This window comes from Propionibacterium australiense (genome assembly GCF_003666605.1).
Classification (GTDB): domain Bacteria; phylum Actinomycetota; class Actinomycetes; order Propionibacteriales; family Propionibacteriaceae; genus Propionibacterium; species Propionibacterium australiense.
Window position 1 is genome coordinate 172,727 of record NZ_RCIV01000002.1, and the last position, 12,935, is coordinate 185,661.

At 71.8% G+C, this 12,935-nt stretch carries 8 protein-coding genes and 1 pseudogene; 7 read left to right on the forward strand and 2 right to left on the reverse strand.

The genetic code is table 11. The features are described 5' to 3' along the window. The first annotated feature begins 104 nt into the window (after window positions 1-104). Window positions 105-3,587 (forward strand): methionine synthase, encoded by a 3,483-nt coding sequence (gene metH / locus D9T14_RS02835; protein ID WP_310648464.1) that lies wholly within the window; start codon window positions 105-107, stop codon window positions 3,585-3,587. Between the two features lie 31 nt (window positions 3,588-3,618). Here the strand turns inward: metH and D9T14_RS02840 are convergent, their stop codons facing one another. Further along, complete coding sequence (locus D9T14_RS02840) at window positions 3,619-4,866, reverse strand: S49 family peptidase (protein ID WP_170175698.1); 1,248 nt, start codon at window positions 4,864-4,866, stop codon at window positions 3,619-3,621. A gap of 195 nt (window positions 4,867-5,061) precedes the next feature. Between D9T14_RS02840 and D9T14_RS14420 the strand changes: the two are divergent. From D9T14_RS14420 to cmk, 5 genes and pseudogenes are all read left to right on the forward strand, one after another. After that, window positions 5,062-6,884 (forward strand): annotated as a pseudogene (locus D9T14_RS14420) (HAD-IA family hydrolase). Window positions 6,885-6,908: 24 nt separating this feature from the next. Beyond that, window positions 6,909-7,733, forward strand: coding sequence for a proteasome subunit beta (gene prcB / locus D9T14_RS02855; RefSeq protein ID WP_119160654.1), 825 nt, complete (start codon window positions 6,909-6,911; stop codon window positions 7,731-7,733). Continuing rightward, on the forward strand, window positions 7,730-8,422 hold the full coding sequence (gene prcA, locus D9T14_RS02860) for a proteasome subunit alpha (RefSeq protein ID WP_119160655.1): 693 nt from the start codon (window positions 7,730-7,732) through the stop codon (window positions 8,420-8,422). Before prcB ends, prcA begins: the two co-directional genes overlap by 4 nt. Beyond that, complete coding sequence (locus D9T14_RS02865) at window positions 8,422-9,504, forward strand: prephenate dehydrogenase (RefSeq protein ID WP_119160656.1); 1,083 nt, start codon at window positions 8,422-8,424, stop codon at window positions 9,502-9,504. The genes prcA and D9T14_RS02865 overlap by 1 nt, the downstream gene beginning before the upstream one ends. Window positions 9,505-9,663: 159 nt before the next feature. After that, complete coding sequence (gene cmk / locus D9T14_RS02870) at window positions 9,664-10,335, forward strand: (d)CMP kinase (RefSeq protein WP_119160657.1); 672 nt, start codon at window positions 9,664-9,666, stop codon at window positions 10,333-10,335. 197 nt (window positions 10,336-10,532) lie between these two features. On the opposite strand, the gene D9T14_RS02875 is transcribed toward cmk, so the two are convergent. Next, window positions 10,533-11,165: a GyrI-like domain-containing protein gene (locus tag D9T14_RS02875; RefSeq protein WP_119160658.1), complete on the reverse strand. Its 633-nt coding sequence runs from the start codon at window positions 11,163-11,165 to the stop codon at window positions 10,533-10,535. Between the two features lie 350 nt (window positions 11,166-11,515). Here D9T14_RS02875 and der point away from each other — a divergent pair, with 350 nt between their 5' ends. Continuing rightward, window positions 11,516-12,868, forward strand: coding sequence for a ribosome biogenesis GTPase Der (gene der / locus D9T14_RS02880; RefSeq protein WP_119160659.1), 1,353 nt, complete (start codon window positions 11,516-11,518; stop codon window positions 12,866-12,868). Window positions 12,869-12,935 lie beyond the last annotated feature (67 nt).

Consider the following 12,935-nt stretch of genomic DNA (forward strand, 5'->3'; position numbering starts at 1 on the left):
GTGTTGGCGGGCCGGGGCCGGCGGCGCGCCTTGGACCGTCACGCGGCGTTCGCCAGATGTGCGCCGGCAGGGAACAGCCGCCGCACCCGCATACGCTTGGGCGGGTGGATGCGTTGAGTTTGCGAGAGGCCCTGGCCGCCCGAGTCCTCGTCGGGGACGGCGGCATGGGCACGATGCTGCAGAACTGGGACCTGACGGGCGCCGACTTCGACGGCGCCGAGGGCTGCAACGAGATGCTCAACGTCACGCGACCCGATGTGGTGCGTTCGGTCCACGACGGCTACCTGGCGGCCGGCTCCGACATCATCACGACCAACACCTTCGGCTGCAACTGGGCGAACCTGTCCGAGTACGGCTGCTACGACCGCATCGGCGAGCTGGCGGCAGCCGGCGCCCGTCTCGCCCGCCAGGCCGCCGACGAGGCGCCCGGCCGGCGCTGGGTGAGCGCATCGGTGGGTCCCGGCACCAAGCTGCCGAGCCTGGGGCAGGTCGACTTCGCCACCCTCGTCGCCGCCTACGAGGCCCAGCTCGACGCGATGATCGGCGAGGGCGTCGACGCCATCCAGCTCGAGACCTGCCAGGACCTGCTGCAGGCCAAGGCCGCGGTCATCGCCGCCAGGCACGCCTGCGCCAGGGCCGGGGTGGACCTGCCCATCATCGTCTCGGTGACCGTCGAGACCACGGGCACGATGCTCGTCGGCAGCGAGATCGCCGCCGCCCTCGTCGCCCTCGAACCGCTCGGCATCGACATGATCGGCATGAACTGCGCCACGGGGCCGGCCGAGATGCGCGAGCACCTGCGCACCCTGTCGGCCCACGCCCGCTGCGGCCTCATGGCCATGCCGAACGCCGGGATGCCCGAGATCACCCTGACCGGCGCCCGCTACCCGCTGAGCCCCGGTGAACTCGCCGAGAGCCTGCTGGAGTACACCCAGGACTTCGGGCTGGGACTCGTCGGCGGGTGCTGCGGCACCACACCCGAGCACATCGCCGCCCTGCGCGAGGCGATCGGCGCCGACCGCCCGGTCGCCGGCCGGCGGCCGGAACACCTCAACGCCGTCTCCAGCCTCTACGCGCCCACCGAGCTGAGGCAGGACACCAGCTACCTGTCCGTGGGGGAGCGCACCAACGCCAACGGCTCCAAGGCCTTCCGCGAGAAGATGCTCGCCGGCGACCTGGACGGCTGCGTCGAGATCGCCCGCGCCCAGACCCGCCAGGGCGCCCACGTGGTGGACCTGTGCGTCGACTACGTCGGACGCGACGGCAGGCAGGACATGGCCGCCCTGGCCTCCCGCTTCAGCACCGACGTGACGCTGCCGGTCATGATCGACTCCACCGAGCCCGAGGTGATCCGCGCCGGGCTGGAGCACCTGGCCGGGCGCGCCATCATCAACTCGGTCAACTTCGAGGACGGCGACCGCCCGGACTCGCGGATCAACCAGGTCATGCCGCTGGTCGCCGAGCACGGCGCCGCCGTCGTCGCCCTGACCATCGACGAGGAGGGCCAGGCCCGCACCGCCGAGTGGAAGCTCCGCGTCGCCGAGCGCCTCATCGCCACGCTCACCGAGGACTGGGGCATGGACGAGGCGGACATCCTCGTCGACTGCCTCACCTTCCCGATCGCCACCGGACAGGAGGAGACCCGCCGCGACGGCATCGAGACCATCGAGGCCATCCGTGAGCTCACCAGATGCCACCCGCGCGTGCACACCACGCTCGGGATCTCGAACATCTCCTTCGGCCTCAGCCCGGCGGCGCGGGTCGTGCTCAACTCGGTCTTCCTGCACGAGGCGCTCGGCGCCGGCCTGGACTCCGCCATCGTCCACGCCGCGAAGATCATGCCGATGGACCGCATCCCCGACGAGCAGCGCGAGGCGGCCCTCGACCTGCTCTACGACCGCCGCAGCGCCGGCTACGACCCGCTGACCCGGATGCTCGAACTCTTCGAGGGCGTCTCGGCGGCCGACGTGCGGGCCGGCCGGGCGGCCGAGCTCGCGGCCCTGCCGCTGCCCGAGCGGCTGCACCGGCGCATCGTCGAGGGCGAGGCCGACGGGATGACCGCCGACCTCGACGAGGCCCTGGCTACCCGCGAGCCGCTCGACATCATCAACAACGACCTGCTGGGCGGCATGAAGGAGGTCGGCGAGCTCTTCGGCTCGGGCCGCATGCAGCTGCCCTTCGTCCTGGCCTCCGCCCAGACGATGAAGCAGGCCGTCGCCCACCTCGAGTCGTTCATGGACGCCGCCGAGGGGCCCGACAAGGGCACCCTCGTGCTCGCCACGGTCAGGGGCGACGTCCACGACATCGGCAAGAACCTGGTCGACATCATCGTCTCGAACAACGGCTACAAGGTCGTCAACCTGGGCATCAAGCAGTCCATCGACGAGATCATCGCCGCCGCCGAGGCCAACGACGCCGACGCCATCGGCATGAGCGGCCTGCTCGTGAAGTCGACGATGGTCATGCGCGACAACCTCGCCGAACTCGACCGGCGCGGCCTCGCCGGGAAGTACCCGGTACTGCTCGGCGGCGCCGCCCTGACCCGGGGCTTCGTCGAGCACGACCTGGCGAGCACGTTCAGCGGCCAGGTGCGCTACGCCAAGGACGCCTTCGAGGGGCTGGCGCTCATGGAGACGGTCATGGCCGTCAAGAACGGCGACCCGGACGCGGCGCTGCCCGCCCCCCGCGAACGCCGCGTCCCGGTCAGGTCGGGACCGGCGCCCGAACCCGCCCCCGAACGCTCACTGATTACCAGGCCCGTCCCCGGCGGTGTCGACGTGCCGCCGGCCCCGTTCTGGGGCACCCGCGTGGCCAAGGGCATCGGCCTGGACGAGATCGTCGCCTGGCTCGACGAGCGGGCCCTGTTCCGCGGCCGCTGGGGGCTGAAGGCCGACGACGACCGCTCCTACGAGGACGTCGTGGCAACCGACGGCACACCGCACCTGCGTGCCTGGCTCGACCGGATCAGGGCCGAGCAGTGGGCCGTGCCGGGCGTCGTCTACGGCTACTTCCCCTGCTGGAGTGCCGGGGGCAGCCTCCACGTCGTCGACCCGGCCCGCCCCGGCGATCTCGACGCCGTCGTGGCGAGCTTCGAGTTCCCCCGGCAGAGCCGAGAGCCGTGGCTGTGCCTGGCGGACTTCTTCCGCGACCGCGCCGAGGCCGAACGGTTCGGCCCCGACACGCTGGGCCTGCAGCTCGTCACGGTGGGGCCGCGGCTGTCGCAGGCCACCGGGGCCCTGTTCGAGTCCGACTCCTACCGCGACTACCTGGAGCTGCACGGCCTGTCGGTGCAGCTGGCCGAGGCCCTCGCGGAGCTGTGGCACCACCGTGTGCGCGTCGAACTGGGCATCGCCGCGGCCGACGAGGACGTCGCCGCGGTGCTGCGCCGCCAGGACTACCGCGGCGAGCGCTTCAGCCTCGGCTACGGCGCCTGCCCCGACCTGGGTCAGCGCCGGATCATCCGGGAGCTGCTGCGCCCGGAGCGCATCGGTGTCGAGCTGAGCGCCGAGCACCAGCTGCACCCGGAGCAGTCGACCGACGCGATCGTCCTGACGCACCCGCAGGCCGGCTACTTCAACGTCCGCTGAGGGGCGGGGCCTGCGCCGGGGCTCTCCGCGCTCAGCCCCCGCAGGCCTGGATGGGGTTCGCGGACCACGCGAAGACCGTCGTTGCCGACGTGCACAGCTCACTGGTGGCCTTCCCCGAGGTCATCGGTCGGCCGTGCCCGAAGACCCGAGAGGAGTCGGCGCCGAGGAGCCGGGACAGGGTGCTGGGCGTCGTGTCGGTGACGATCTTCGTGTCATCGGGGTCGGCGCCGGCATCGGTGGCGGCCTGGCGGAAGGCCTCCTCGCGGGCCAGCACGGCGTCGGCCAGGTGTTTGTCGACGGCGGTCTTGGCGTCGAACAGGTAGGCGCCCAGCTCGTCGCGGATCACGTCGGTGCTGATGCCGCGGTTGTCGGCGACCCACTGGACGAAGACGTCGTACTCGCGGGCGATGCCGTTGGTGTAGGTGGCCCGCTCCTCCTCGGTCATGTCACGGAAGGGGTTGCCGAAGTCCTTGGCGGTGCCCTGGGTCAGGTAGAACTGCTCGATCGACTCCGCCGAGACACCGCCGGAGAGGATGCCGTTGTCGATCTGGGTGACGCCGCTGTAGTGGGCGAACGGGCCCATGATGACGCCGATCGAACCGATGAGGGTGCCCTGGTCGGCGTAGATGTGGTCGGCGCCGGCCATCGCGTACATGCCGCCCGAGGCCGAGGTGCCCGTGACATAGGCGATCACGGGGTGCCCGGTGCGCTCCCGGTAGCGCTCGGCGGCCATGGCGATGGCGCGGGAGCCGGGAATCGTGCCGCCCGTGGTGTTCATGAGCAGGAGCAGCCCGTCGGCGTCATCGGCCTCGAGACCGTCGATGATGTCGGCCACGTCGTAGCCGTAGGTCGTGCTCGTGTACAGCGAACTGGTGGACTCCCCGCTCGTCGCGATCGTGCCGGTCACCTCGATGGCGCGCAGCGTGTGCGAGGCGCCGGGCTCACCCCAGATCGTCTTCGTCGTCGAGGTGTCGGCACTCGTATTCGCGCTGCCCGGACGGGCCAGGGCCAGCATCGCGACCAGCCCGAGGATGTTCAGCAGGGTCAGCGCGCACACGACCGCGCCGGCACCGAGGGCGGCGCCGGCACCCGCGCCGAAGCCCCGCTTGAAGCTCGACGGTCTCGGCTGGCCGACGACCGGCAACGGCCCGGGCGGGGGATAGGGCAGCTCGGGTGCCGGGCCGGTCGGGGCGGGCCGGTCGCTGTCCGGGGTCTGCCTGGGGACGGTCCTCGTGCTGTCCTGCTCGGGGGCTGGGTCGGTGCCCTCGGATGTGCTCACAGCGGCTCCTTCGTCTCGTGAGACTCGATGCCGGCAGGTTAACCGCCGTCGCCGGGTGCAGGCCATGTTCCAGGCCAGCATGCGCCGGGTTCTGCCTGCCCGGCGGCTTGGGTGCGCCAAGGATGAGCTGAGAGAATCGACGCCGTGACTTCCGCGCTCAGCAGACCAGCCGCCACCGGGCTCGCCCTCGAGGCCGTGCTGTGGGACTTCGACGGCACCCTGGTGAACACCGAGCCGATGTGGTTCGCCGCCGAGACCGAGTACATGACGAGCCGCGGCGCGCCGTGGCCGGCCGAGGAGGCCCGCAGCTACGCCGGGGCGGCGTGGACGACCTCGGGGCAGGCCATGCGCGACCGGCTCGTCGAGTACGGCACCGACCCGGCACTGACCGCCTGGGACGTCTACGACGGGGTCACCGACGTCGTCGTGGAGCGCCTGCTCTCGGAGGGGACGCCCATGCCCGGCGTGCTGGAGCTGCTGGAACGGACCTGCGCGGCCGGTATCCCGAACGCCATCGTCTCGGCCAGTCAGGCCAGGCTCATCGAGGCGGGCCTGAGGGTGCTCGGCGTCGCCGACATGTTCGCGGCCGTCGTCGCCGGCCCCATGGTCGCCAACGGCAAACCGGCCCCGGACGGCTACCTGCTCGCCACCCGCATGCTCGACGTCCGCCCGCATCGCTGCGTCGTCCTGGAGGACTCGCCGACCGGCTGCGAGTCGGGCCAGCGCGCCGGCGCCCAGGTGATCGGGGTGCCCTCGGTGGTGTCCCTGCCGGCCGTCGCCGGTCAGCTGCGCCGCGCCTCGCTGGAGGGCCTGGGCGTCGACGAGCTCGACCGGGCCGTCCGCGAGCACCTGGCCGAACCCATCGCCGAGGGCAACACCGGCGGCTGAGCCGCGGCGGCAGGTCCGGCAGCCGGCGGCGAATCGGGCCGGGCCGGCCCCGGCCGGGCCGATGGGCGCCGTCGAGCAACTAGTCTTGGCATCCGGTCCCGCCCGGTGGGGCCGTCGAACCACGAGAGGCGTCCATGAGCATCGATCCAGCCGACCTGTCCGGCGTCCGCCGCGGGCCGCTCCGCGCCGGCGAACGGGTGAGCCTCGCCGACATGAAGGGGCACCGCCACACGCTGCTGCTCGCCGAGGGCGGGGTCTTCCACACGACGAAGGGCGCCCTCGCCCACGACGACATCATCGGCCGGCCGCAGGGCATCGTCGTGAGCACCGTCGGCGGCCTGGAGTTCACCGTCTTCCGTCCGCTGCTGCACGAGTACACGGTCTCGATGCCGCGCGAGGCGGCCGTCATCTACCCGAAGGACGCCGCCCAGATCGTGCTGTGGGCCGACGTCTTCCCCGGCGCGCGCGTCCTGGAGTCCGGTGTCGGCTCCGGCGCCCTGAGCCTGTACCTGCTGCGCGCCATCGGCCCGACCGGCACGCTGCACTCCTACGAACGCCGCGAGACATTCGCCCAGGTGGCTCGGGGCAACGTCGAGGAGTTCCTCGGCGGCCCGCATCCCGGCTGGACCATCACCGTCGGAGACCTCGCCGAGACGATCAGCGACGAACCCGTCGACCGGGCGATCCTCGACATGCTGCGCCCCTGGGACTGCATCGACGCCGTCTCCGAACGCCTCGTGCCCGGCGGCCTGCTGTGCTGCTACGTCACGACGACCACCCAGATGGGGCGGGTCGCCGACCAGCTGCGCCACCACGGCGGCTTCACCGAGCCGGTGATCACCGAGACCACCGTGCGCGAATGGCACGCCGAGGGCCTGGCGATCCGGCCCGGTCACGGCACGAGCGCCCACACCGGGTTCCTCCTCCTCAGCCGGCGCATGGCCCCCGGCGTCCAGGCCCCGGTGAAGAAGCGGCGTCCCGCGCCGGGCGCCTACGGGCCCGACTACCACGGCCCCGTCCCGCGCAACGTCGCCGCCGAGCACCTCGAGGCGAACCGGCAGCGCGCCGCCGACGACTCCGAGCAGATCTCACCGTCGATCCGCAAGGCGCTGCGCCGCCGCGGCCACTGAGGCACGCCCGATAGGCTGAGAACGATGATCCACCACGCCAGTCCCAACGACCCGGGTCAGTTCTGGGTCCGGGCGAACGAGTCCTTCGCCGATCTGCTCGCCCGGACCAGCCCGGGCACCCTCCCGCACCCGGCCCAGGGCGAGCAGCTCGCCGCCCGGGGAACGACCGTGCTCGCCGTCGTCCACGCCGACGGCGTGCTCATGGCGGGTGACCGCCGCGCCACCCAGGGCAACCAGATCGCCCAGCGCGACATCCGCAAGGTCTTCGCCGCCGACGAGAGCACGCTGATCGGCATCGCCGGATCGGCCGGTTTCGCCGTCGACCTGGCCAAGCTGTTCGGTGTGGAACTGGCCCACTACGAGAAGATCGAGGGCACCCCGCTCAGCTTCAGCGGCAAGGCCAACCGGCTGGGCGGCCTCATCCGCGACCACCTCGGCCTGGCCATGCAGGGCTTCGTCGTCGTGCCGCTGCTCGCCGGCTGGGACGCGCGGACCGGCAGCGGACGGATCATGGGCTACGACGCCACCGGCGGCCACTACGAGGAGGAGTCCTTCGCCTGCATCGGCTCCGGCGCGGCCTTCGCCCGCGGCTCCCTGAAGAAACTCCACCGGCCGGGTCTCGGCAAGGAGCGGGCCGCCATGATCGCCCTTCAAGCCCTGTTCGACGCCGCCGACGACGACTCGGCAACCGGTGGCCCCGACATCGTGCGCGCCATCTACCCGACCATCGCCTCCGTCGGCCCCGACGGGCTCGACGAGTGGACGCCCGAGCAGGTCGGTGAACTCGTCACCGCCATGATCGAGCAGCGCAGGACGGACCCGGACGGTGCGGGGGAGGAACCGCGATGAGCATGCCGTTCTACGTCTCGCCCGACCAGATGATGAAGGACCGGGCCGACTTCGCCCGCAAGGGCATCGCCCGCGGGCGCTCGGTCATCGCCATGCGGTGCGCCGACGGCATCGTCCTGGTCGCCGAGAACTCCTCGGGCAGCCTGCACAAGATCTCCGAGGTCTACGACCGGATCGCCTTCGCCGCCGTCGGCCGCTACAACGAGTTCGAGGCGCTGCGGGTGCAGGGCATCCGCTACGCCGACCTGCGCGGCTACGCCTACGACCGCGCCGACGTGAGCGCGCGCGGCCTGGCGAACTCCTACGCGCAGCTGCTCGGCACGTCCTTCAGTTCCGGCACCGACAAGCCCTTCGAGGTGCAGCTGTGCGTCGCCGAGCTGGGGGCCGAGTCCGGGCTGGACCGCCTGTTCGTCATCAACTTCGACGGCTCGATCACCCAGGCCGAGGACTTCACCGTCATGGGCGGCCACGCCGAACCCATCGCCCGGGCCCTGCAGAGCAGTTACGACGTGGACGGTTCCCTCGCCGAGGCGCTGCGGTCCGCCGTCGCCGCGCTGCGCACCGACGGTGCCGTGAGCATCGGCGAGCTGGAGGTCGGCCTGCTCGACCGTTCCCGACTGGACCGCCGCCGCACCTTCGTGCGCCTGGACGACCAGCGCGTCGCCGAACTGGTGGGGGACGAGGACTGATGGCGCCGAAGCATCCCGACGCCGAGGCGCTGAGCCCCACCGTCATCATCGGTACCGGCCTCATCGGCGCCTCGATCGGCTGCGCGCTCACCGAGGCTGGCGTGGACGTGCGGCTGCGCGACCGCTACCGCTCCCATGCCGTCGTCGCCGCCGGGGTCGGTGCCGGCTCCGTGGAGGCGCCCATGGCGACCAAGGTCCGGCTCGTCGTCGTGGCCGTCCCCCCGGCCGTCGTCGCCCCCACCGTCGCCCAGGCCATCAAGCACTACCGCAACGCCACCGTCACCGACGTGGCGAGCGTCAAGCAGCCGATCCTTGCCGACCTGGAGGCCATGGGCACCGACCTGCGGCGCTACGTCGGCTCGCACCCGATGGCCGGCTCCGAGCTGTCCGGTCCGCTCACCGCCCGCCCGCGCCTGTTCGTCGACCGCACCTGGGTGCTCGCCGAGGGCACCGGATCGGCGGAGGCCGTCGAGACGGCGGAGAAACTCGTCGGCATCTGCGGCGCCCGGCTCGTGCGGCGCGCTCCGGCCGACCACGACCGCGCCGTCGCCGAGACCAGCCACGTGCCGCAGATCATGAGTTCGCTCACCGCGGCCCGCCTCGCCGACGTGCCGCCCGAGGACCTGCGCCTGGCCGGGCAGGGCGTCCGCGACGTCACCCGCATCGCCAACTCCGACCCCGCCCTGTGGCGCCAGATCATCAGCGGCAACCGCGCCGAGATCTCCACCCAGCTCAAGGCGATCCGGGACGATCTCGACCGGCTCATCGCCGGCCTGGACGACATCAAGACCATCGGCGAGCTCATCGCCCGCGGCCGCAGCGGCGTCGCCGCGCTGCCCGGCAAGCACGGCCGGCCGGCCAGCACGACCCTCGAGCACGTCACCGTCGAGATCCCCGACGCACCCGGCGCGCTGGCCAGGCTCTTCGTCGACATCATGGGCCAGGGCGTCAACGTCGAGGACCTGTCCATCGAGCACGGCTACGACCGGGACGTCGGCTACCTGTCGATCACCGTCGAGGCCGAGCAGGCGCAGGACCTGCGGGAGGCGATGGGCGAGAAGGGCTGGACCCTGCGGTCCTGAACGCCCCCGGATCAGGGCCCGGTACCGTCCGAGACCTGCGTGGCGTTTTGTCGACTTGTCAGCCGGTCGATGTGCGCGCGGCGCCGCATGGCCCTAACCTGGGTGCGGCCGATGACCCGACCTGGCGCGGCCGCAGAACGAGCAAGGAGCACACGCCCCATGGCCCAGGACAACGAACTCGTCATCGCCATCGACGGGCCCAGCGGGGCCGGCAAGTCGTCGACCGCCAGGGGAGTGGCCACCCGGCTCGGGCTGGACTATCTCGACACCGGCGCGATGTACCGGGCCATGAGCTGGGCGTGCCTGGTCGGCGGCATCGACATGACCAGCCCGGAGGCCATGCTGGAGCGCGCCGGGAACGCCGATCTGCGGATGGTGCTCGACCCCGCCGATCCGCGCGTCGTCGTCGACGGCCACGACGTCACCGCCGCCATCCGTGAACCGGTCATCGCCGAGCAGGTCAGCGCGGTGGCCGGCGTCATCCCGATCCGCGAGCTGCTCACCGCCCGGATGCGCCGCATCATCGCCGACTCGGCCAGGATCGTCGCCGAGGGCCGCGACGTCACCACGGTCGTGTGGCCGCAGGCCCAGCTGCGCCTCCTCATGGTGGCCGACCCGGCCGCCCGCATCGCCCGCCGCGAGGCCGAGCTGGCCGGCGCCGCCGGGCACGAACGGGTCGTCTCGTCGATCGTCGACCGGGACCGCAAGGACTCGGCCGTCAGCCAGTTCGAGACCCCCGCCGAGGGCGTCAGGCTGCTGGACACCACGCACCTGGGCCTCGACGAGGTCATCGGGACGGTCATCGCGATGGTGCCGGGGGCCACGAGCTGAAGGATCACTCCCGGCCGCGCTGCGGGGCGGTGCGCCCGGCCGAGCAGGCGAGCGCGTGCGGTGAGGCCGATACCGGCGGGGGAACCGCAGCCGACCCCGTTCCGGTCGCCTGGCGCCCTCATCGCCGTCTCCTGGCGTGAACCGCGCCCGGGCCCGGACGGTGCGCACCTGCGCACCGTCCCCGCCTGGGCCATGCCTCACAGCGGCCGCACCGGCTGCCGCAGGACGGTCTTGAGCCTCTCCGGGGCGACCCTTCGCGCGTCGCTCAAGTAGATCTCGTGGTGGCGGCGTTCATCGGTGAGATCGAGGGCATAGCCCCGGGTCTCGGCGAACTCGTGCAGGAGAGCCATGGTCGCGGGCTCCTCGTCGTAGGGGCCGACGTGCAGGCACTGCACGCACAATCCCTCGTCGAGCGTCAGGAACTGCGCCCTGGAGAAGTCCATCCCCTTCTTGCGCGTCGCCTCGTCGACCGCCCAGGCGAACTCGTCGGCGGTGACGAACTCGGGCAGCCGGATGGCCGATGTCCACTCGAAATCCGCCTTGCGGGCAAGATCGACCTCAGCGACGCCCTCCTGCCACCAGAAGCCCTCCAGCGGGGGCACCACGAAATCGAAGTAGCCCTCGATCCGATGGTCACCCATCTTGCTCATCTTGACGGTGAACGCGATGGCGTACAGGATGTCGATGGCTTCCTTGTAGTCGCCGCCCTCGACGTTCGGATCCCCCTTGCCGCGCACCGCGACGAAGTTCATCGGCGGTACCGTGACGATCCCCGGCCTTCTCGGTGGAAGGTAGAACTCCTTGTACTCCTTCTTGTAGTCGAACGCCATGACGCCCCCTTCTCGATCCCCCCATTCGCCACACCCCGACGGTGTGTGCGCTCACCCTTGGCTCACCCCTGACCCGCCAACGAAGAGGGGTCGGAGTCTACCGACCCGGGTCGTGCACCACCAATCGCGTGCCCACCGGAACCGGCGGCTCCGCCACCCTGGTGCTGGCGAGGAACCCGGCCACGGCCCGGTTCAGGGCCGCCGTCCCTGCCCGGGGTCCGCCGGGCAGGCCCGCCGCTGGGGATGACCGGCAGGATCCGAGCGCATCGGGGAACGAGACGGAGCCGGCAGCCAGACACGGCCCTGCCCGCTCACGCATCCGGTTTCCCCGACCAAGTAGTTTTGAGGTCATGTCCGAACCCACGTCTGAAGCAGCAGCGCCCTCCCGTCCCGTCGTGGCGGTCGTCGGGCGGCCGAACGTGGGCAAGTCCACCCTCGTCAACCGCATCCTCGGCCGCCGCGAGGCCGTCGTCCAGGACACCCCGGGCGTCACCCGGGACCGGGTCAGCTACGACGCGGAGTGGGCCGGGCGCGAGTTCGTGCTCGTCGACACCGGCGGCTGGGTCCCGGACACCGAGGGCATGGGCGCCATGATCGCCGAGCAGGCCGAGATGGCCATCTCGCTGGCCGACGCCGTGCTGTTCGTCGTCGACGCCACCGTCGGCACCACGGACGAGGACGAGGCCGTCGTCCGGGTCCTGCGCCGCTCCCGCAAACCCGTCGTCCTGGCCGCCAACAAGGTCGACGCCCCGCAGTTCGAGGCCGACGCCGCAGCCATGTGGAACCTCGGCCTGGGCGAGCCCCATCCGGTCTCGGCGCTGCACGGGCGCGGCTCGGGCGAGCTGCTCGACCACCTGCTCGACGTGCTGCCCGAGCAGCCCGCCGCACCCCTGGCCGACGAGGACTCCGGGCCGCACCGCATCGCCATCGTCGGCAAGCCGAACGTCGGCAAGAGCTCCCTGCTCAACAAGCTGGCCCGCTCCGAGCGCTCCGTCGTCTCCGAGGTGTCGGGCACCACCGTCGACCCCGTCGACGAGCTCGTCGAGATCGACGGCGAACCCTTCCGGCTCATCGACACCGCCGGCATCCGCCGCCGCGTCAAGGAGGCCAGCGGCTCGGAGTACTACGCCTGGCTGCGCACCCAGGCGGCCATCGAGCGCGCCGAGATCTGCGTCGTCGTCATCGACGCCGCCGAGCCCGTCAGCGAGCAGGACCTCAAGATCCTCTCGGGCGTCGAGGAGGCCGGCCGCGGCCTGGTCATCGCCTTCAACAAGTGGGATCTCGTCGACGAGGAACGCCAGCGCTACCTGGCACGCGAGATCGAACGCGATCTGCAGGCCTGGGCCTGGGCGCCCACCGTCAACATCTCGGCGCTGACCGGCCGTGGCGTGCAGCGCCTGGCCAGGGCCGTCGACACCGCCCTGGAGGGCTGGCAGACCCGCATCCCCACCGGCAGGCTCAACGCCTTCCTGGGCCGCATCGTCGCCGCCAACCCGCACCCGGTACGCGGCGGCAAGCAGCCCCGCATCCTGTTCGGCACCCAGGCGCAGAACCGCCCGCCCACCTTCATCCTGTTCACCTCCGGTCAGCTGGACGCCGGCTACGTCCGTTTCGTGGAGCGCCGCCTGCGCGAGGAGTTCGGTTTCGCAGGCTCCCCGGTGCACATCGAGGTGCGCGCCCGCGCCAAGCGCAAGGACCGCTGAGCAGGTTCCGCCGCTGCGGCGAGGATGCGAGCAGGCCACCTGCCGGTGGACGCCCGGCTGAGTCCCG